Origin of the sequence: Euzebyella marina (assembly GCF_003687485.1) — a bacterium.
Lineage (GTDB): Bacteria > Bacteroidota > Bacteroidia > Flavobacteriales > Flavobacteriaceae > Euzebyella > Euzebyella marina.
The window spans coordinates 1837331-1858474 of sequence record NZ_CP032050.1 but is presented as its reverse complement, the minus strand read 5'-3'; the positions used below and the strand labels follow the sequence as shown (position 1 = coordinate 1858474).

Here is a 21144-nt window from a genome sequence, read left to right as displayed (position 1 = left end):
ATTGATGATTAAGTAATTAGAAGTGCTGGCCGGAAACCAACGAAAACAGGATAAGCCCTAAACTGCTATCAGTCGGGCTGTAAAATGCTATTACTTAAAAATCAAATGAGGAAAATCTGATCTAGGATCTGTATATCCTTGACCAAAAGTGGAGGGGGGTAATCACTAAACGGGACTATGTTTTCAGGTAGTCCTTCGTAAAGATTAAGATAGGTGTAGATGAAGCTGGCAACAAACTGTTGTTGTTCAAAGCTTAATTTTTCAAACGATACTTTTAAGTCGTTCTGGCCATCAACGGTAAGGACTTCATCGCTACAGCAATCGGCTTTGACCAAATTGAACTCTGGTAACTCTGCTGTCTCCTGAACTTCCATGTCGCAAGATTCTGCATGGCCCATGAAAGAATAATCAACCAGAACATCCCCACAATAGTGTTGCGCAACCGAAAAAGAGAAGGTTGAGAACAGCACTAATAGTGCCATGGTAAAAGACGTTATTTTATGAAAAATACTTTTCATGAGTTTTGCAAAGCTACAAAAATTTTAACATGGGGATTTCGTTTAACAAAATTTTAGAACTAAAATTAGTCGGATTCTATGATATGCAAAGCTAATTGTTTGCCTTTTGAAAATAAATGACAATTATCATAACTAAAGCATAAAGCAGTTAAGTTATAGGCATACCGAAATTAGAAAATTATTTAGAATCTTTCTCAATAAGATTGTGTCAAATCAAAAAATGTACTACGTTTGCACTTTATTTTTATTCAATCTAAATAAGTATAATATGCGATGGCTTTTAACTGTATTTTCAACAATGCTCCTGACGGCGAATTTAGGGTTATCCCAGGAAAGCAATGATGGCAAAGATTCAACTGCCCTGAAAACGGAAATCCTAAACGAGGTCATAGTCAATGGAAGTGCAATTCTAGGGAGTAAATTTGAAGCCATGAACAGAACGGGTTCCGCAAATTATATATCGGCGAAAGAACTCCAAAAATTCAGTTATAACGATATTAACAGGATATTGAGAAACGTACCCGGGGTCAACATATACGAGGAGGACGGTTTTGGATTACGGCCCAATATCAGTTTGAGGGGTACCTCCCCAGAACGTAGTGCAAAAATCAATCTTATGGAAGATGGGGTACTTATAGCCCCCGCCCCCTACAGTGCCCCTGCCGCATATTATTTCCCCACCATCGGAAGGATGCAGGCCGTGGAAGTATTGAAGGGAAGTAGTCAGGTCCAGTACGGGCCAAATACTACGGGTGGCGCTATCAATATGATCTCTACCCGGATACCGGACCGGTTTACGGGAAGAGCGACCTTATCGGCCGGTAACTTCAATTCAAAAAATACACAGATCGTAATAGGCGATAGTTTTAAGAACTTCGGATTCGTAAGCGAATACTATAACTACAATTCAGACGGTTTTAAAAATATTGACGGAGGGGGAAATACGGGTTTTGATAAATCGGACTATTTGGCAAAGTTTCGAATGAATACCGATGAAGGTGCCAAAGTCTATCAATCCCTTCTCTTTAAAATCCAATTTTCCGAAGAAAGGGCCAATGAAACCTATTTAGGGTTGACCGATGCCGATTTCAATGAAAATCCGTATCGCAGACACAGGGCATCCTCGGAAGATGTGATGGACGCGGAGCACCAACAATACCAATTAACACATTTTCTTAAACTTTCCCAGGCCCTGTCCATTACCACCACGGGATATGTGAACAAGTTTAAGCGCAACTGGTATAAATTGGACGATGTAAATCTTGGGGAGCGTGTTGGCATAAACAATGTGCTCGCAGATCCGGAAACCTATGCCATGGAATATAATTCCCTGTTGGGAAACACGGATACCCCGGAAGATGTGTTCGGCATAAAAGCGAATAACAGGAGGTATACCTCCCAAGGAATACAGTCCATAGCCCGCTTGCGCTGGGGCGCTGATTGGCTGCAAAGTCTGGAGTTGGGTATTCGCTACCATGAGGATGAGGAGGATAGGTTTCAATGGGTAGACAGGTATGGTTTTCAGAACAATGAACTAATACGCACAACGGTTGGCATCAAAGGGGCGGATGCCAACCGTATCAGCAACGCGAAGGCAGTTGCTGCACATACCCTGTACAAACTAAATTTGGGCAGGTTTACATTGACCCCGGGTATTCGATACGAGAATATTACGTTGGGCAGGATAAATTACGGTACCAACGATGCAACGAGATCGAGTACGGACCTTTCCGAACGTGAGAACCAAGTGGATGTTTGGATACCGGGAATAGGGGCAAATTATACCTTTACCGAAAATCTTTCCGTTTTTGGCGGGGTGCACAAAGGGTTTTCCCCTCCCGGCAATACCGAAGGCCAAGATGCGGAAAGAAGTATTAATTATGAATTGGGCACCCGTTTTAATTATCGCGGAATTCAGGGCGAAGTGGTAGGTTACTATAATGACTATCAAAACTTGTTGGGGAGCGACCTAGCGGCTACAGGTGGTACGGGCAGCTTGGACCAATTCAACGCTGGCGAGGTCAGGGTCAGCGGTGTAGAAGTATCGTTGAACTATAACCTTTTGAACAACAGCTCGGAAAAGGTCCGCTTACCGTTAACGTTTAACTATACCTTGACCGATACCGAGTTCCTTAGTTCATTTGACAGTGCCAACGCTATATTCGGGGAAGTCTCGGTTGGTGATGAAATACCCTATATCGCCAAGAACCAGTTCAATTTGAACCTTGGCCTAAAGCACAAAAAATTTGCTGTCGACCTGGGCGCACGCTATATCGATGCATTCAGGACACAAGCAGGAACAGGGACCATTCCCACAAATTTAAGGGTGGATTCCAATTTTGTCGTTGACATGTCGGGACGCTATTTCTACAATAGTCATTTTACCTTTTCCTTCAATATCATTAACTTGTTTGACACCACCTATGCGGTTTCAAGGGTTCCTGCCGGACTACGGCCTGGGCATCCATTCGGGGTTAATTTTTCAATAACCTATGGCCTTTAAAAGGAAGAATCATAATTTTTAGACCATGTCAATTGAAAACCGATGTAAGGACATTTGTCCTTTTTACGTCACATGGCCAAGAATTAAAAACAGCACTTGAATTTTTTCTTTTAATTTTTCCCTTAAAATTTTGAGGGCTTTGGTAAGATGTCCTTCGACCGTTTTGATGGAGATACCCAAATGTTCCGCAATCTCAGTATTGGTTAGACCTTCTTTCTTACTTAACTTAAATACTTGGTTGCATTTCTTGGGAAGCTGTTCGATCTCTTTTTCAACTAGTTCCACCTTATGTTTTAAGTCTTCTTGATATTCCCTTTCAATTACATGGTCCAAAGTTTCGGCATAGGTAGTCTCGAAAAAATAAGTTTCTTTCTTATACTTTTTTACATGGTCCAAAAAATTGTTTCGGACAGACTTGAAGAGCCATCCCTTTACGATGGTTCCCTTTTTTATATTATCCCTTTTCTTCCATAGTTTGAAAAATGCTTCCTGCACCAAATCTTTTGCCAAAGCTTCGTTACGGCTTAAACTTTTTGCGTACCAGTAGATTTCATTGTAATAGGACTCAATGACTGTTTTGAAAGCCTTCCTATCCCCTTTTTGGATTGCTTCAACCTTAATTTTTTCATCCAAGTTATTTGAATTCATAGGCTATTTTAACAAAAAAAAATCAATATTATAGATTATTGACAATAAAAAGTAAGGGTATTGTATAGTTCAATCGTTTACATAATATGAATTGGGACTTTCCTAAAAATCATCAATGAAAAACAAGAAAATAGAAATTATCATACACAAATTTTTGGCCAATACGGCAACTTTGGATGAGATTGATATTTTGGCCAAATGGGTCGATAAAAATAAATCTAGCTTTCAGGAAGAGGTGGAACTTCATCATCTAATAACCGGGGCTGGAGAAGAAGAAAGTACGGAACACCTAAAGAAAAATCTGACATCGGCCTTTTATCACGCTAGACTCGTCGCAGGCAGGGTCAAAAAAAGGAACTTACTACTCAGGTATGCCGCGATTTTTGTCGGCGTTCTTATGTTAGGTATTTATGCTTACGAGCAACGTAGTCCTGAAGTAATTCTTGAAAAAGAAGCCACGATTACTTTTGAAGATGGGTCTAAAAAGGAAACCTTAAATGACAAGGCAACCGGAATAGTGTCTACTACAAATGCTTATGTGGTAGAGCAAGAAGGCACTAAAATTACCTATAAAAAAGTAGCATCGAACCAAAAAAAGGTGAATCGGTTGGTGTTCAACACCTTGGATGTACCTTATGGGAAAAAGTTTCAGTTGGTACTATCCGATGGTACGGAAGTATACCTTAATTCGGGTTCTTCAATTACATACCCAGTGGTATTTTACGACGAAGGCCCAAGGAATGTTGTTCTTAGAGGGGAAGCTTACTTTACCGTTGCTCCGGATTCTTTAAGGCCATTTACGGTCAGCACACAGCTTCTTGATGCAAAGGTCCTAGGGACGGAATTTAATATTTCCAGTTACCGAGATGACGAACATATTCAAGTGGTACTTGTTGAAGGTAGTCTGTCAGTCGGTCGGAATAATTCTATTGGTTCGGGAGATGTAATCCTAAAACCGAATCAGCTGGCTTCCTATTCCTATTCCGATGATGAACTAGCCACTGCTAATATAGATGTTAGCAGTTACATTGCTTGGAAAAATGGCATATTGTTGTTCAAGAACGAAGACTTTTATCATATCGCAAAAAAACTTGAAAGGCACTATGATGTAAAAATCGAGATAAAGGATATGCAGGTAAGCAAAGAAAGATATACAGGAAGGTTTAAAACGGAAACCATTGAGGAAATACTACAGGCTTTTCAACGGATTAAAAGTTTTGACTACAACATTGAAAACAATAACATTAAAATTAACCTTAAAAACTAAGCGTATGGAGTGAACCTTAAAAGAATCAGGGATTGCTGGAACAATCCCATGATTCCAAACGAATTTAAAAACTATTTGACCAATTTCTAAACTCTCTCAAAAGTATGAAAAACACACTATGTAAAAGGTATTTTACGATTAAAATAGACCTGAAAATGAAAATTACCATGTTGTTTCTTTTGGTTGCCTTTTTTCAACTTCAGGCAAATAACACGTATTCCCAGAAATCCAATATTTCTATGAACATGAAGGATGCTACGATAGCCTCCGTATTTGAAGAAATAGAGAAAACGACCGATTTCAACATTCTTTATAAGAATTCCACTTTAGACATCAATAAACGTATTTCCGTAAACGTCGACAAAGTCAAGATAGATGAACTGATGGGTATAGTTCTAAAGGAAACCAATGTTTCTTTTGAAATTAGAAGAAAACTTATCGTGTTGGTTGAAAACGGCAAAACGTTGAATTCCGGTACAAGTCCGGCCTCATCCAATCCTCCAAAGGTTCCGGATCAAACTATGACGGTAACTGGCACGGTAACCGATCAAGACAATATTCCCTTAGGTGGAGTGAGTATTGTCATCAAGGGCTCCACTAAGGGGGTTTCCACCAATTTTGATGGGGAATATGAAATAGAAGCTTCTGAGGGCGATATTCTTGTGTTCTCCTATATTGGCTTTTCCTCACGTGAAATCAGTGTAAAACAAGCAGACGTAATTAACGTTGCCATGATGCAAAGTTCAATGGATTTGAACGAAGTAATCGTTACCGCAACCGGTGCGCGCCGTAAGGTTGAGATGGGAAATTCCATTGCGAATCTCAACGTTGCCGATGACGTAAAGCAGCGGCCGATAAGCAATGTCTCGGACCTACTTCAGGGGCAGGCGACCGGCGTTCAGATTTCAAGTAGTGGAGGTTCTACAGGCATGGGCTCGCGCATTAGGATCAGGGGTTCGAACAGTGCATCCCTTTCCAACGAACCAGTAATTTATGTTGATGGTATTTTGATTAATAACGAGGCAAATTCAATCTCTTTTGAAACAGGTGGGCAATCCCCTTCCCGTTTAAATGATATCAACCCAGAGGATATTGAGTCTATCGAAATCATCAAGGGTCCTTCCGCGGCAACATTATACGGATCTATTGCGGCCAACGGTGTAATTCGTATTACCACTAAAAAAGGTAAACAAGGAGAACCAAGATGGTCTGCATTTTTCGAGAGCGGTTTGGTAGAAGATGTAACAACCTATCCCAAAAACTATCAGGCACTTGACGCAGCAGGCAATCCCGGTTTCAACTTTGAAGCGGCCGAAGGCACTTTTGTCCACAGTACGGTCAATTCTTTTCAGCCCTTGAACGACCCGCGTACCTCGCCTTTTAGAACCGGACAGTCTTATGGCGGTGGGTTGAGCGTATCGGGAGGTTCGGAAGTACTCACCTATTTCCTTTCGGGAAGTCTTACCGACGGTGAAGGCGTGTTGCCCGTCAATAACATAAAAAGAACGAATTTCCGGGGAAATTTCGGAGCCAAGATTACTGATGACCTTAAGGTAAATTTGATCACGGGCTACACCAACAGTAATCTGGAACTTCCCTTGAACGATAATTTTGCCCTCGCATTAATGAGTCAGGGCCTAAATGGTACATCGACCATAGATGTCAACAACGGTTGGGGTGAATTTACACCCGATGAACTGTTTACCATAGACACCCGGCAAATAATCAATCGTTTTACCAGTGGTCTTGAACTCATTTGGCAACCCTCTGAAAAATTGAACCTAAGAGCCTCCGGAGGCCTAGATTTTACATCCCGTTGGGACAGTCAGTTTTTCCCCACGGGTGAAGCCCCTGATTTTCTAAACTACGACGAAGGTGCCCGGTTCTCTAATAGGTTCAACGATTTTGTCTATACTTTGGATGCCGTAGGTTCTTACAAAACAGATCTTTGGGAGGGCATAAATTCCAGAACTTCCCTTGGATTCCAATATTTACAGAATCTTTCGCAAGGCACCTTCGCAACCGGTCTTCAGTTGGTTGCGGGTAGTAATTCTATTGCGGGGGCAGCAGTAACACAAAGTAACGAACAGACCATCGAGTCGCGTACCGTAGGGGTCTTTGTGGAGGAACAGATCGGTTTTAATGACAAATTGTTCGTGACTGGTGCCGTACGGGCCGATCGCGGGAGTTCTTTTGGTGCCTCGTTCAATTCGGTATTTTACCCCAAAGTGAGTGCTTCTTGGCTGATTTCGGAAGAAGAATTTTTCAATGATTCCGACAAATATGGCATAAGCTCGTTACGGCTTAGGGGAGCCTGGGGAGCCTCGGGGGTACAACCGGGCACCAATGATGCGCTGAGGTTTTTCAATCCCATAGCCGCTACACTGGACGGACAAAGTGTTACCGGGGTCACTATTGGCAGCGTTGGAAACTCCGACTTAACCCCAGAGCGGTCAACGGAAGTTGAGTTCGGCTTTGATGCGAAACTATTGTCCGAAAAAATTGGCTTTGAAATGACCTATTTTAATAAACGTACCGAAGATGCTCTTATATTTAGGCAATTGCCCTTATCGCTCGGCGTGGGCGAAGGGCGCTTTGAAAATTTGGGTTCCGTTAAAAACTCGGGTATTGAAATTGGATTGAATACAAGAATCATCGAAACCGATAAGTTTTTCTTTGGGGTCGATTTTGTGGGTTCGTTCATAGATAATGAATTGATAGAATTGGGTGAGGGCATACAACCGGTCATTTTTGGTCAACAACGTCACGTTGAAGGCTTTCCCCTTGGCGGTTACTGGGATGAAACCTATACTTTTAACGATGCCAATGGCGATGGTTTCATTGGGCAGGATGAGATACAAGTTGGGGAAGTAGGGTACTTAGGTACGCCGTTTGCCACTACCGATATTTCATTTACCCCAACACTTAGTTTTTTCGAAAATCAATTTGTGCTAAGAGGACTCTTAAACTACAGGGGTGGTCAAAAACTTTATAACAACACCGGTACTTGGCGAAACGGGAATAGTAACAACCAAGAACTGAACGATCCCAATGCCTCGCTTGCCGATCAGGCAAGGGCCGTTGCATCAAAATTTTTGGGCACTAATGCTGGTTATATCGAAGATGCTTCGTTTTGGAGGCTACGTGAAATTTCGTTGACCTATAATGCGCCTGTCACCTTTTCGAGTCAACTTGGTTTTGATCGTATAAGCCTGACGCTTTCCGGGCAAAACTTGGGTGTATGGACCGACTACACGGGACTTGATCCGGAAATAAGTTCTGAGGGGCAAGCCAATTTTACTACTGAGGAATTTCTCAGTCAACCACCCGTGCGTTCTTGGAAAGCAAGGCTAAACCTATCTTTTTAATATAAAAAAATCTAAGAAAATGAGAACATTACTGAAAATAAAAAACAACTATTCCAGATTGATCTTTAATGTCGTTGTTTTGGTTGTACTTACATCGTTGAGTATTTCTTGCGATTCGGTGGTAGAAGTTACAGATCCTGATATTGTTACACCGGAATCACTTAATAGCGAAGCCGGTATACAAACCCTACGCGCGGGTTCTTTGGGAGATCTTGCCGTGGCCATGAGCGGTTCCGCAGCAGGCCATGGGGCTACCACGGGCCTAATCGTTATGAGCGGCCTTATGGCTGATGAGTATAGTTATTCTGGAACCTTCCCCACTAGACGTGAGGCTGATACCCGAAACCTTCAAGATATTAACGGTGACATAAATACAATTTATGGTAACCTGCACAGATCACGAACCGGGGCCGAAACTACTATAGACCTTCTTGCCAATTTCGGCGGAAATCCAGAAGTGGAAAGCGAGATGCAAAGTATCGTTGGGTATGCCTATGTCATGTTCGCAGAAACCTTTTGCGGTGGGGTTCCCTTTAGCAAGGCACCTGCCGACGGAGGTGAATTGATCTATGGGGAGCCTTTGACTACTGAGCAAATGTTTAATGCTGCGGTCGAATGGTTTGATCAAGCCATCACCAACGCCGGCAGCAACGATAAATTGGCCAACCTGGGGCGGTTAGGCAAGGCCCGCTCCCTTTTGGGCCTAGGACAAATTGATGCCGCGGCTGGCGAAGTAGCTGCTGTTCCATCAGATTTTGTTTACAATATTGAACAATCGGACAACAGTCGTAGACAAGAGAACGGTATTTATATAATGACCACTGTTCGCCGTCAGTTTTCTATAGCAGATGGCAAAGGCGGCAATGGTCTAATGTACCGCTCCGCTATGGATCCCCGGACACCTTGGGACGGGGGCACGGAATTTGGACAAGATGATATTACCCTGTATTACAACCAACTCAAATTCAATTCCTCCAGTGTACCCGTGGCCTTGGCCTCAGGAATAGAAGCAAGGTTGATCGAAGCCGAGGCGGCCGCTAGTGCAGATGATGCCCAAACCGTCGAGAATATACATAATGAACTTAGGGCCGCAATGGGTCTATCAGAGTTAGACCTCTCAGGAATTAGTGGCGAAGACCTGTTGCTGGCCCATTTTTCAGAACGTGCCTTTTGGTTGTTCAGTACCGGTCATCGACTGGGAGACCTAAGAAGACTTGTGGATGTTTATGATATGATGCCCTCTAGTGTGTTTCCATGGGGGCCTTATTTCAAGGGAGGGGAATATAATCCCAATCTTAAATTTCTAGTCCCACAGTCAGAATCGAACAACCCCAATTATGTTGGCTGTTTGGATTGAAAATATTTGAAAATGTCATACAAAAAAGAGAGGAGGCTTTTTAGGGCCTCTTTTCTTTTTAAGTTTGCTGAAGGCAAAGTTGTCAATTACATTTTTTATGAAAAACCTGTTAGCGATTCCAAAATTTGAACGTTCTGGAAGCTTCATTTTCTTATGTGCCTTGTTTTTGTTGTCCGGCACCGCTGGCCTTATATTCCAAGTGATTTGGATGTACCGGCTGGGACTTGTGTTCGGGAATGCGGCGTATGCAACGGCTGCAACATTATCCGCTTTTTTTCTCGGATTGGCCCTTGGGGGACGGTTTTTTGGCAAGGCTTCCGCCCGTTTTAAACGGCCACTTCGCTTATATGGCTTTATGGAGCTAGGTATTGCCGTAACGGCACTCTTGTTGATTCCTGGCCTCCATTTCTATGAAAAATACTATTCTGATATCGTATCTTTTTTAGGGGTTTCAAGAAGCGTTCTCTTAGTCATCAAGTTTGTATTTGGTATTTCATTACTTTTTTTTCCTTCATTTTTAATGGGAGGCACCTTTCCCGTTTTGGCACAGTACATCGGGAAAAACCGAATTGACCTTTCAAGACGTGGAACGATTTTGTATGCCGTAAATACCTTAGGGGCCGCTCTAGGTGCTTTTGCTGCCGCGTTTTATTTGTTAGCTAGGTACGGGGTCAGTGCAACCTATAGCTTTGCCATGGCCCTGGCTCTTTCCGTAGGGGTTCTGGCGCTTGTTATCGACCGCTTTTATAAGACTCCCCGCCCCGCTACTCTTGAAGCCTTCGATTGGCCTGAAAAGCACGAAAAATCCACTTACGCTACATCCGAATTGGGTTATGGCCAATTCATCACGGTCGCCTTTTTTTCCGGGGCCTTGGCACTAGCGGCCGAAACCTTATGGACTAAAATGTTCGCCCAAGTTTTACAAAATTCGGTCTATTCGTTCGCTGCAATATTGGTAGTGTTCCTTTTATCCCTAGGGCTTGGCGGTATTTTATCCCATGTGCTGGTAAGGCTAAGGGCGCCGTCAACAAAACTTTTGATCTTATTGTTGGCCTCGGCCGCAATTTTGATAGGAATATCTCCAACGGTATTCAGTACTGTGACAAACGGACTTGAGTACCTTGCAGTGAACGCATCTTGGCTTACATATATATGGTCCGTCTTTAAACTAAGCCTAATAGTAATTATGCCTCCAACTATTATTTTAGGTGCCGTGTTTCCCTTTCTGTTGAAAGCGGCCCCTACAATCCATATGCCATCTGGGATAATCGCGGGCAAATTAGTACTCTACAATTCGTTGGGCGGCTTTGTGGGGCCGGTAGTGGCAGGTTTTGTTCTACTTGATTTGGTCGGCCTCTGGAATAGTATAAAAATCATTGCTGTTCTGTATGGCATCTTAGCTCTATTGATTGTTTTCCCAGCATCCGGAAAAAAGAAAATTATTCAACTTTTATTACTAGTTACATTGATTTTCGGAATATTCGTGTTGAAAAACCCACCTCTTGTACAATTGAAAACAGGAGAAAAAGTACTGGATTATTGGCAATCAAGCGACGGTGTCGTCTCTATAATACAATTGGCGGGAAATTTAGAGATGCGATTAGATAATTTTTATGTGCTCGGGGATTCGAAATCGTTTTTGGTCGAGCAAATGCAGGCCCATGTTCCGCTTATGATACATCCAGCACCTAAAAATGTGGCGTTTTTGGGACTGGGGACCGGCATCACGGCAGGTGCGGCGTTTAACCATGATGTAGAAAATGTAGTAGCCGTTGAACTGGTGTCCAACGTGGTTACTGCGGCAAAACGTTATTTTTCACCTTGGACCAATGGACTTTTCAAAGATAAACGGGCGAATATAGTAGCTGACGATGCCAGAAACTTTCTTCTGGGCGCCAATAAGAAATTCGACGTTATTATCGGAGACCTTTTTACCCCGTGGCATGCAGGTACGGGAAGTCTTTACACCCTTGAACATTTTGAACAAGTTAAAAAGCGATTATCGCCCGGTGGCATCTTTGCGCAATGGTTACCGCTATACCAGCTTACACCTGAGAACTTCAATACCATTGCCGCTACATTTGCAGCCGTTTATCCACAAGTGACACTCTGGCGGGCCGATTTTTCCAAGGACCGGGCCAGTATCGTACTCGTTGGCCAGGAAGCAGGCTCACAGCTTAACGATAATACCTTACGCAAAAATATTGTCCATGTAGTGGGTAAGCAAATTGACCCGGAAAACAACCACATGGCCGGTCTTTTTTATCTAGGTAACTTGGAGGCCATTAGAAATCGGTTGTCGGGTGTTGAACTGAATACCGATGACAGAAGGTCTATTGAATTTAAGGCACCTATTCTATCGCAACAAGCCAATTCGGGCAGTGCAAGCTATATTACAGGCAAGGAGTTGGATGATTTGTTGACCTTATTAAATACTAATCTTCCTGCTGGGAAGGACCCCTATCTTTCCAACTTAGCAGAGGAAGAAATTCGATTTGTAAAAGTGGGGGCGCTTTACCATCGTTATTTGCGATATGTCAGTACCGGGGAAGAAGATAAGGCAAAAAAAATACGGGAACAGATACAGTTCTTGGCTCCGGACTTTTTACATACGGAGACCAAAGCTATTAATGAAAAAAATAAGGGAATACAAACAAACAAGAAATAAAATGAATTACCAAAAAACAACTGGACCGATCAAGGACTATATGAAACAAGTAAGCAACAAACCATTCTTTTTTTCGATTCCAATAATCATATCCATACTATCTTTTAGTCTTTCCTTTGCGCAACAAGATATCATCGATAAGGCCATAGCGGTTTCGGGAACCGAAAAATTGAAAAATGCAAAGGCTTCATTTGATTTTAGGGATTACCAGTATACATACAAAAGAAACCAAGGGCGATTTGAATACACAAGAATCGGCAAGAAAGGCGATGGCACGGAAATACGGGATGTCTATACCAATAAGGGGCTGGTCCGCTATGTGGCCGATACCTTGATAAGCCTTACCGAAAAAAGAGAGAAAGCCTATACCAATTCGGTAAATTCAGTGATGTACTTTGCATTTCTTCCATTATGGCTCAAAGACCCCGCGGTCATTGTAGAAGACCAAGGTAGAAACTTGATAAAAGGTAAGGAGTACTATAAAATCCGTATTACTTTTAAGCAAGAGGGCGGTGGCGATGATTTTGAGGATGTGTTCCTCTATTGGTTCGATGTCAAGGATTATAGTATGGACTACCTCGCCTATAAATACTTTACCGGCAAAGGGGGAATGCGGTTTCGGGAAGCTTACAACCAGCGCAACGTTAATGGGGTCGTAATACAGGATTACCGTAACCTACAACCTAAAATAAAAGACGGCATTGATTTTGATGAAATCGAGAAGGCTTTTGAAAATGACCAACTGGAAGAACTCTCACTCATTCAATTGAAAAATGTGAAAATCAAAACGATACCCAAACCTTAGCTCAGTCTAATTCATTCAAAGACCCGAAGTAGGTTTCCCGTAAGTTCAGTCTGGAATATTTTTAAAGGGTTGCTCGTAATACTGTTCAAGGGCTTTCCGGTTTGGTCAAAGCGTGCGCCATGGGTAGAACAATAGTAAATACCGCCGTCGTTCTCCACAAACCTAACTTCCTCGGTCTGTTGATGGCTGCATATCTGACTGGCCGCCACAAAATTACCTTCTAAATTTTTAACTACGACCACATAGTCCTTCAAAATATAATCGCCGTTGTTCTGTAAGCCATTACCCTCGTTGGAGCTAAGGTCTATCGTAAAATCGATTCCGGTAGGTATCGGTCTCATATCCTCTGGGGAAACGTCTCCGTTACCATCTTTGGAACAGCCTTGAACACACGGAAAAACAATGGCAAACGCGGCACCGGCACCCAAACTTCGTAAAAATTGTTTTCTTTCCATAACAAAGACTTTTTAAAAATAAACGTCTTTTGCTAAAAAATCGTATGCAAAGAACAAATATGTAGTCTTCAGCGCATATTATAGAAGATAGTAAAATCAATAATTTCTCTACAAGGGGGTCTAATTGAGTGTTTGAACGCATCCGATTTATACTGTCCTATACCCGCAAGCGTCAACAATTTTTTTTAGTACTATGCTGATTGTGTTTAGTAAAGAACAAGAATAGCTTTTATTCGAGTTGCTACATTCAACTTTTTTTACAAACATGACGATCGTCATGTTTGTGTTTGATCACTTACGTTACTTTTGAAAAATAATGTCATTTAAATTGAGTGTAACTATATAAAAATGAGATTATTATATATTTTTTAAATTGACAGGTAATTTTAAAACCCAAACGGTTTTTTGCTAATTTTAGAGTATGAAGCGCTTTTTACGTAAAATAGTATCCATCGGTTTGACGTTCGCAATACTTTTTGCGACCACATCCTTTAGCGCTGATATGCATTTCTGTTGTAACAAATTAGTGGATATTGCCGTATTTGGTAAGGCAAAATCTTGTGATGATAAAGTTCAAAAAAGCGAAAGTCCTTCCAAGGAGTGTTCTGTAGGAGCCGAGGATTGTTGCAGGAATGAAACATTTAGCAAGGCCGGTGATGACAACGTTAAAAAGGTTACCGCGGAATTCAGCATCGAAAACTATGTTTTCTTACATAGCTTTTTTTACACCTATATAAATCGATTTGAAGGGCTAGATAAAAACATCGTTCCCTTTGTAAATTATGATCCGCCATGGATAGAGAAGGACACTCTTGTGCTTCATGAAACTTTCCTTATTTGATTTTTTTTCAAACAGATTATTGATCCAATAATCTGTACTTCTTGTTGGCCGACATCGCGTTCTGCCCTCTAATGTCGTACCCTTTATTCCAACGACACTCGCTCCAATTGGTCAAAATACCAAATAATAATGAGTCCTTATGGACACAAGCAATTAGAACATTTAATAAACCCTAAAGTATGGATTCTCAGAGAGAATACTGGATCAAGAATATGGTCTGCAGTCGGTGCCTTAAGGTCATAAAGCAGGACCTTGAAGAAATCGGTGTAGAAGTGCTTTCCCTTGAACTGGGCAAACTATCAGTCCGTATCACTACTGAAATTGATAAAAAAATCGATTTGAAAATAGCGGAGGTGCTTCATTCCAACGGATTTGAAATCGCCAAGAACGAGGAGGAAATGATCGTTGAGAATATCAAGATCACCTTAATCGAACTTGTAACAGACCTTCCTTTACATATTAAGGAAAAGACTTCCGAACATTTGGCGGCAGAACTACATCGGGATTATAAGATGTTAAGCAAGATTTTCTCTAAAAAAGAGAACATTACCATTGAAAAGTACTTTATAAAACTGAAGGTCGAAAGGGTCAAAGAGCTCATACAGTTGCAACAGCATGCGTTCTCAGACATAGCCTATCTACTTGATTATAGTAGCGTGAACCATTTATCCAGACAGTTTAAAAATGTTACTGGATTGAGCATGACAGATTATAAAAACAGCCAAGTATGGGAAAGAAGCTTCCTTGACGAAATTATATAGATAAGAACGAAAATTATGCAGATGTAAACATCCAACAAAAAATAGATTTACTAACAATTCAATACCAATAAAATGAAAAACAAAAGAGACATACGTATTTGGACCATAATAATGGTCACAGGTTTGTTAATTCTCGGGTTCAATGGCCATGCCCAAGAAAAATGGGTAGCCCCTGCAAGTGCCGATAAGATTGTCAACCCCTTAAAGGGGGACACAGATGCAGTGGCAAACGGGAAAAGGACGTACAGAATGCTCTGTGTGGTCTGCCATGGAGCCAAGGGCAAAGGTGATGGCGTTGGTGGCGCAGGATTAAAGCCGCTACCGACCAATTTGACCAGTGCCGAGTTCCAAGCCCAGACCGATGGCGCAATTTTCTGGAAACTAGAGGAAGGACGCTCACCCATGGCCTCCTATAAAACCGCTCTTCCCGAAAAGAAAAGATGGGAATTGATTAACTATATCAGAACCTTGAAACAATGAAAAAGCTAATATATTTTCTAATAGTAGTGGTCTTAGGTACAACTTCATACGCCCAGACCTATAACACGTTTGAACCGAGCAAGACCCAATTTATGCTGCGTGGTTACGGGCATACAGGATTTGAGTATATGGATTCTGGGGATGAAACAGAATCCACATTTTTGGGTGCGGCCTTTGCCCCAATATTTCTTTATAAACATTCAGATAGGCTGATGTTCGAGGCAGAACTAGAGTTTGTTCTTGAAGGGAACGAACTGGAAACCGGTTTGGAATATGCGGACGTTATGTATGTACTTAATAGAAACATGACCGTTAGGGCCGGAAAATTTCTTTTACCATTTGGCACTTTTATGGAACGCTTGCATCCTGCATGGATTAACAGATTGCCCAATACGCCTTTGGGCTATGGGCATGACGGGATTGCACCTTCCTCGGGTATAGGGGTAGAATTAAGAGGGGCATTTGATTTGGGAGGCCCTACTTTGAACTATTCGGTGTACTCCACAAACGGTCCACGTCTCAAGGACGGTAGTTTAGAACCTGAAGAAGCGGGGATGCTTCAATTCGAGAATTATGAGGACACCAATCTTGCCAAGGCTTATGGAGGTCGAATCGGGTTGCTGCCTTTTTCTGATTCTTCCTCAGAAATAGGGTTTTCAGCGTATTCCACTAGTGGAACGGGGGAAGAAGATTCAGAATATGAAGATATAGGTGCCTTTCTCTATGCCTTGGATTTTTCCTTTGTCAAACAAATATCAGGAATAGGCGGCGTAGTTGACGTAAAGGCGCAATACAATAATTCCAATGTGGATACGGCAACTTTTACAGAACTGGAGGATGGTATCGCAGAAGAATACTCTTTTGATAACCAAAGTAATTCCTTTTATGGGCAATTGAGCTATAGGCCGACAATGGCAAGCAACGACTTTGTCAAGAAATTGGAGTTTGTTGGAAGATATTCAGATTTCAATGCTCCCGAGGGTGCCGAATGGGAGGAAAAATCAGTTCAGTATGCCTTTGGCGTCAACTATTGGCTGAGCTGGCGTTCTGTAGTCAAGTTGAGTTACCAGACCACGGAAACAGAAGGAGGCCATGACGGTAATGGAATCACAAATACAGATGGATTATTTCTGCATTGGGCCATAGGATTTTAATCGAATCATAAAAAGCAAAAAAATGAAAACAACATATAAATTATCGATAGTCTTGGCCTTACTGGCCATCACGGGTTTGACGGTGGTTGCGTGCTCTTCAACCAAGAAAAAATATTCGGATGTGCCCACCGAAACGGTAGCGGATACAGCTGATGATTTCAAGATAGAGAAATCAGGTGCACAGCTTTGGGGAGAGACCTGTAATCGCTGTCATATTGCCCCATCTCCAGCAGATTACAACGATACCGATTGGGAAACCATTAGCCTCCATATGAGGGTAAGGGCCAATCTTACCGAAAATGAAAGTAAAAAAATTGAAGAGTTTCTTAAATCAGCAAATTAGGTTTAGAGGTAGATGCTCCCATAGTAATAGATGCTTAGCTATGGGAGCAAAATTCCAAAAAAAGATAACAATTAAATCATAATTAAAATATAACACTATGAAAACAATAACAATCATTATTTCGGTATTCGCAATGGTTATCCTATCCAGTTGCAGCCAGAAAACAGATTCTAATGCTATGCTCGAAAATTCACAAACGAGAACGGCACTCTTTGATGCAATTGCCAATAATCACAGCTATATGACCGAATTCATGGACAATATGAAAGGGAACGACCATGCAATGCAGATGATGCAGGGCAACCAACAGATGATGGGTAATATGATGAAAGGCCAGAGTATGCAAATGATGATGAAAGATAGTATGATAATGAATAACATGATGCAATCCATGATGAAAGATGGAATGATGATGGGCAATATGATGAAAATGATGCATGAAAAAGGCATGATGAGCGAAGATTGTATGGAGTCTTGCATGGATATGATGGCCGAGAAAGGAGTAGATAATATTGAACAGGCCAAATTGGAATTGAGCAAAAGCCAAAGTCATGGCGATCATCATTAAAGTATATAACATTTAAAACTAAAAAATAGAAATCATGAAAGGTCATTGGATATGGATGGTTATCGGTTGCGGACTTCCGTTACTATTAATTTTTTTCGCCCCAGCATTGGGCATTACGGGATATAACGGACTTTTTGGCTTTATCATCCTGATGTTCGTGTTTCATCTCTTTATGCCGCATGGCGCACATGGCCACGGTAGGCATAACCATTCGGAACAGAATTATAAGCAACACGAGTATGGTAAGGACAAATCGTTGGCATCTGAAACCAATGAGGAACATAAGGGCCATAGCCATCATTAAAAAAAGCAGAAACCAATGAAACACACATATCAAATAAACGGACTAAGCTGTGGCGGATGTATAGCAAGGGTAAAAAAAACCATGGAAGCGCACCCGGACATTGAGAAAACGGAAATCTTTTTAAGCCCAAAAGGAAAGACGATCATAAGTATGAAAGAGAAACTTTCGGTAGAAGATTTGCAAAAGCAACTCAACAAACTTGAGGGCTATACCATTACTGAGGTCATTTAAAATAATAGTAACCATAAAATTAAGAACATGTTTTACAGAGATGGATTTTTTTGGGGAATGCACCTTATCTGGTGGGCAATTTGGTTCGTGGCTTTAGGCTGGATTTTTTTTGCGCCGTCTGGCACATCTGATGCAGAAATCAATGAAGACGATCCGGTAACAACGCTCAAAATCCGGTTTGCCAAGGGCGAGATTTCCAAGGAGGAATATGAGCAATCAAGGAATCTTTTAAGATCGGACAAATAGTCCAACAACTAACAACTATTAATCTTTAAATCTAAAACTATGCATTTTTTTGACGGACACTGGGGCGGTATGCACTTCGTATGGTGGATCATATGGTTGATCCTCTTAATATGGATCTTCTTTGTGCCATACGACATCCCTTACCGAAAATCGAAGAAGGAAGACCCTCTCGCAATTCTCAAAAAAAGATTTGCCAATGGGGAAATTACAAAAGAGGAATTTGAAGAATCAAAAAGGATTCTAAAATCCGAATAGTGTCATTTCAACTTTAACATGACACTAGGAAGTATCAGCAACTAGTAACCCTTAAAATGAATCAAAATGAAAACAGAAATCAAAAAAGCAATAGGAATTGTATTGGCCGTTTTCACATTATCGGCCTGTGCACAAAAACAGGAAAGTGCTGTAAAGGATATGCTTAAAGACCCCTCAAAACAAGAGGAAGTCTTGACCTTGATGGTCGAAGACCACGATTTGGGCAAAAAGTATATTACCAAAATGATGGATAATGATCATGCCACGGGCATGATGGTAGACGAACTCGTAAAAGCAGCGGCAAACGATACCATTCTCGCCGGTAAACTGAGCGATATGATTACCGGATACCCTGACCTTATGCTATTGACCACCCATCATTTTATGCCGGTCATTGCCAATGACAGCCTTTTGAGCGACAACTTTTGTGACCACACTTTGGAGCATGAGGAATTGGAAAAAGCTATGCACAATAAGATGGAGTACAAAAAAAGTATGGAAAAGAACCATTAATTAAAATTTTGGTTTAGCACAAAGGGTCTTTACTCCACAAATGAATTTGGAACAACTATTAACATAAAAACAACAATCATGTATCGATTAAACGTAAAAAAACTTGGTTTTGCTTTCGGTCTCACAGGAGCTTTGATTTATCTGGGCTGTATAGTCGTCATGGCTACCGCAGGGCAAGAAGGGAGCATATTATTTTTCAATAGCCTATTGCACGGTCTGGACACGACCAATATTATAAGAATGGATGTCCCCCTACTGGAGGCTCTCTTTGGCATCGTACAAACCTTTATTCTAGGTTGGCTCATCGGAGCATGCATTGCAGGCTTTTATAACGCACAAATTAAGAGGAGATAATCTAAGCTTGTGGATAGAAGAGGCTTTATGATATGGCACTGTATTGACCGCTGGTATGTTGTTTTTTCCTGACAATCTGCTAGCGGAAAGTGCCAAAGAACTGGGTAAATAACAAGGGTCTCACGGAATCCTTATTTGGAAAAAGTGAGCACCGTGTCCAGTAGGCTTTCGTGTATTCCTTAAGTTAAATATTCAATAAACAGTTCGGCGACAGGGAAGACCTGTTGAATCTGGAACATAATTATATCAAATAGAAGATTCCCATGCAATACGTTTGGTTTATATGGTCGTTTATCCTCCTTGCCCTTTGGGGCCTGGTTTACCTCCTGAAAAAGGATTCTAGGAAGGAAATGCTCAAAATGAGTTGGATAACGATGCCCTTCGGGCTTACAGAACCATTGTTCGTTCCTGAATATTGGCATCCGCCGTCCCTTTTTGATTTGGCGATAAAGACAGGCTTCGATATTGAAAGTCTCATCTTTTCATTCGCCATTGGGGGTATTGGTACGGTATTGTATAATCTTATTTTCAAACGTGGCTACGTTGAATTCCCGCACACCGAAAGAAGTCATAGAAGACACTCCCTTCATGTATATATTCTCTTTGTTCCTGTTTTGGTTTTCGGGGCCTTGAGTCTTTTTACCGAATTGAACCATATTTATTGTGGGATTCTGGCCATGTTCATAGGCGGTTTGGCAACGCTTTATTGCAGGCCAGATTTAATAGAAAAGATTTGGATCGGAGGTCTATTGTTCACGGTGCTCTACTTTATTTATTTCGGTAGCATCCTTCCGTTCTATCCCGATTATGTGGAACTCTACTGGAATCTGGAGAACCTGACCCATATATTGGTTATTGGTATCCCCGTTGAGGAACTGTTGTTCGCTTTCACTTTCGGAATGTACTGGTCGGGGCTATACGAGCATTTGTATTGGAAAAAATTGATGAAACCCTTGGTCATAAGTTGATTTGGCAATATGTGAATTAAACATAATTAATCATGAACAAATAAATTTAAAAAGATGAAAATAGTATTAGCAATAGATGGTTCTGACTTTAGTAAAGTCGCCATAGATGAACTTGCAGCGCTGCCGTTGCCTGCGGGTACCGAAGTATGTATTATAAATGTGTTCGAAAATCCCATGTTGGCCGCTCCTGGTGCCCTTCCATTGGGCGGCACGCTTGGCAATTATTATGAAGAAACCGTTTCCAATGCGAAAAAATCGGCAGAAGATCTTGTTAATGAGGGCTCAAAATCATTAAGAAATAATAATAACGCATTGTCTATAACAACAGCGGTGGTCAATGGACTTCCCAAAAGTGCAATTCTAGAAAAGGCGGAAGCCTTTGATGCCGATTTAATTGTAGTCGGGTCTCAGGGTCATGGTGCATTTTCTAGATTTTTGCTTGGCTCGGTCTCCCAGTCTTTGGCAACACATGCCGACTGTTCCGTCATGATAGTCCGGAAACGCGACTCGAAAGAAAAAAATAAACAGTAAAAAGTT

23 protein-coding genes are annotated in these 21144 nt (G+C 41.5%); 20 read left to right on the top strand and 3 right to left on the bottom strand.

Annotated elements, in window-relative coordinates; all coding sequences use genetic code 11:
- Nucleotides 1-101: 101 nt before the first annotated feature.
- Complete coding sequence (locus tag D1013_RS07715; protein ID WP_121848285.1) at nt 102-518, bottom strand: HYC_CC_PP family protein; 417 nt, start codon at nt 516-518, stop codon at nt 102-104.
- 268 nt (nt 519-786) lie between these two features.
- Here D1013_RS07715 and D1013_RS07710 point away from each other — a divergent pair, with 268 nt between their 5' ends.
- The gene (locus D1013_RS07710; protein WP_162987834.1) at nt 787-3021 is read left to right on the top strand and encodes a TonB-dependent receptor family protein; all 2235 of its coding nucleotides are present in this window, start codon (nt 787-789) and stop codon (nt 3019-3021) included.
- Nucleotides 3022-3084: 63 nt separating this feature from the next.
- Here the strand turns inward: D1013_RS07710 and D1013_RS07705 are convergent, their stop codons facing one another.
- Entirely contained in the window at nt 3085-3669 is a 585-nt protein-coding gene (locus D1013_RS07705) for an RNA polymerase sigma factor (RefSeq protein WP_121848283.1), read from the bottom strand.
- A 115-nt stretch (nt 3670-3784) separates the two neighbouring features.
- On the opposite strand from D1013_RS07705, the gene D1013_RS07700 reads away from it, so the two are divergent.
- The 5 genes from D1013_RS07700 to D1013_RS07680 all read left to right on the top strand — a co-directional run bounded on the left by D1013_RS07700 (nt 3785) and on the right by D1013_RS07680 (nt 13134).
- Entirely contained in the window at nt 3785-4936 is a 1152-nt protein-coding gene (locus tag D1013_RS07700) for a FecR family protein (protein ID WP_121848282.1), read from the top strand.
- A gap of 104 nt (nt 4937-5040) precedes the next feature.
- A complete protein-coding gene (locus D1013_RS07695) occupies nt 5041-8304 on the top strand; it encodes a SusC/RagA family TonB-linked outer membrane protein (protein ID WP_121848281.1) in 3264 nt (1087 codons plus the stop codon).
- 19 nt (nt 8305-8323) lie between these two features.
- Nucleotides 8324-9661, top strand: coding sequence for a hypothetical protein (locus D1013_RS07690; protein ID WP_121848280.1), 1338 nt, complete (start codon nt 8324-8326; stop codon nt 9659-9661).
- Nucleotides 9662-9758: 97 nt separating this feature from the next.
- Nucleotides 9759-12329 (top strand): spermidine synthase, encoded by a 2571-nt coding sequence (locus D1013_RS07685; protein ID WP_121848279.1) that lies wholly within the window; start codon nt 9759-9761, stop codon nt 12327-12329.
- Between the two features lies 1 nt (nt 12330).
- Nucleotides 12331-13134 (top strand): DUF6503 family protein, encoded by an 804-nt coding sequence (locus D1013_RS07680; protein ID WP_162987833.1) that lies wholly within the window; start codon nt 12331-12333, stop codon nt 13132-13134.
- Nucleotides 13135-13145: 11 nt separating this feature from the next.
- Here D1013_RS07680 and D1013_RS07675 read toward each other — a convergent pair whose 3' ends face one another.
- Nucleotides 13146-13589: a QcrA and Rieske domain-containing protein gene (locus D1013_RS07675; protein ID WP_094997503.1), complete on the bottom strand. Its 444-nt coding sequence runs from the start codon at nt 13587-13589 to the stop codon at nt 13146-13148.
- 421 nt (nt 13590-14010) lie between these two features.
- Here D1013_RS07675 and D1013_RS07670 point away from each other — a divergent pair, with 421 nt between their 5' ends.
- The 14 genes from D1013_RS07670 to D1013_RS07605 all read left to right on the top strand — a co-directional run bounded on the left by D1013_RS07670 (nt 14011) and on the right by D1013_RS07605 (nt 21138).
- Nucleotides 14011-14430, top strand: a complete 420-nt coding sequence (locus tag D1013_RS07670) for an HYC_CC_PP family protein (RefSeq protein ID WP_094997502.1) — start codon at nt 14011-14013, stop codon at nt 14428-14430.
- 179 nt (nt 14431-14609) lie between these two features.
- Nucleotides 14610-15191, top strand: a complete 582-nt coding sequence (locus tag D1013_RS07665; protein ID WP_094997501.1) for a helix-turn-helix domain-containing protein — start codon at nt 14610-14612, stop codon at nt 15189-15191.
- A gap of 72 nt (nt 15192-15263) precedes the next feature.
- Nucleotides 15264-15671 (top strand): c-type cytochrome, encoded by a 408-nt coding sequence (locus D1013_RS07660; protein WP_121848277.1) that lies wholly within the window; start codon nt 15264-15266, stop codon nt 15669-15671.
- Nucleotides 15668-16825 (top strand): porin family protein, encoded by a 1158-nt coding sequence (locus D1013_RS07655; protein WP_121848276.1) that lies wholly within the window; start codon nt 15668-15670, stop codon nt 16823-16825. The genes D1013_RS07660 and D1013_RS07655 overlap by 4 nt, the downstream gene beginning before the upstream one ends.
- 22 nt (nt 16826-16847) lie before the next feature.
- Nucleotides 16848-17168: a hypothetical protein gene (locus tag D1013_RS07650; RefSeq protein WP_094997498.1), complete on the top strand. Its 321-nt coding sequence runs from the start codon at nt 16848-16850 to the stop codon at nt 17166-17168.
- A gap of 97 nt (nt 17169-17265) precedes the next feature.
- On the top strand, nt 17266-17736 hold the full coding sequence (locus tag D1013_RS07645; RefSeq protein WP_121848275.1) for a hypothetical protein: 471 nt from the start codon (nt 17266-17268) through the stop codon (nt 17734-17736).
- Between the two features lie 34 nt (nt 17737-17770).
- A complete protein-coding gene (locus D1013_RS07640; RefSeq protein WP_225621508.1) occupies nt 17771-18040 on the top strand; it encodes a hypothetical protein in 270 nt (89 codons plus the stop codon).
- A gap of 15 nt (nt 18041-18055) precedes the next feature.
- On the top strand, nt 18056-18271 hold the full coding sequence (locus D1013_RS07635) for a heavy-metal-associated domain-containing protein (RefSeq protein ID WP_094997495.1): 216 nt from the start codon (nt 18056-18058) through the stop codon (nt 18269-18271).
- Between the two features lie 27 nt (nt 18272-18298).
- Nucleotides 18299-18517 carry an SHOCT domain-containing protein gene (locus D1013_RS07630; RefSeq protein ID WP_094997494.1) on the top strand — a complete coding sequence of 73 codons (219 nt, stop codon included), beginning with the start codon at nt 18299-18301 and terminating at the stop codon, nt 18515-18517.
- Nucleotides 18518-18556: 39 nt separating this feature from the next.
- On the top strand, nt 18557-18772 hold the full coding sequence (locus D1013_RS07625) for an SHOCT domain-containing protein (protein ID WP_094997493.1): 216 nt from the start codon (nt 18557-18559) through the stop codon (nt 18770-18772).
- 66 nt (nt 18773-18838) lie between these two features.
- Entirely contained in the window at nt 18839-19285 is a 447-nt protein-coding gene (locus D1013_RS07620; RefSeq protein ID WP_094997492.1) for a hypothetical protein, read from the top strand.
- A 78-nt stretch (nt 19286-19363) separates the two neighbouring features.
- On the top strand, nt 19364-19639 hold the full coding sequence (locus D1013_RS07615) for a DUF5676 family membrane protein (protein ID WP_121848274.1): 276 nt from the start codon (nt 19364-19366) through the stop codon (nt 19637-19639).
- Between the two features lie 359 nt (nt 19640-19998).
- Nucleotides 19999-20607 carry a lycopene cyclase domain-containing protein gene (locus D1013_RS07610; RefSeq protein WP_225621507.1) on the top strand — a complete coding sequence of 203 codons (609 nt, stop codon included), beginning with the start codon at nt 19999-20001 and terminating at the stop codon, nt 20605-20607.
- A 54-nt stretch (nt 20608-20661) separates the two neighbouring features.
- A complete protein-coding gene (locus tag D1013_RS07605; protein WP_121848272.1) occupies nt 20662-21138 on the top strand; it encodes a universal stress protein in 477 nt (158 codons plus the stop codon).
- Nucleotides 21139-21144: the final 6 nt, after the last annotated feature.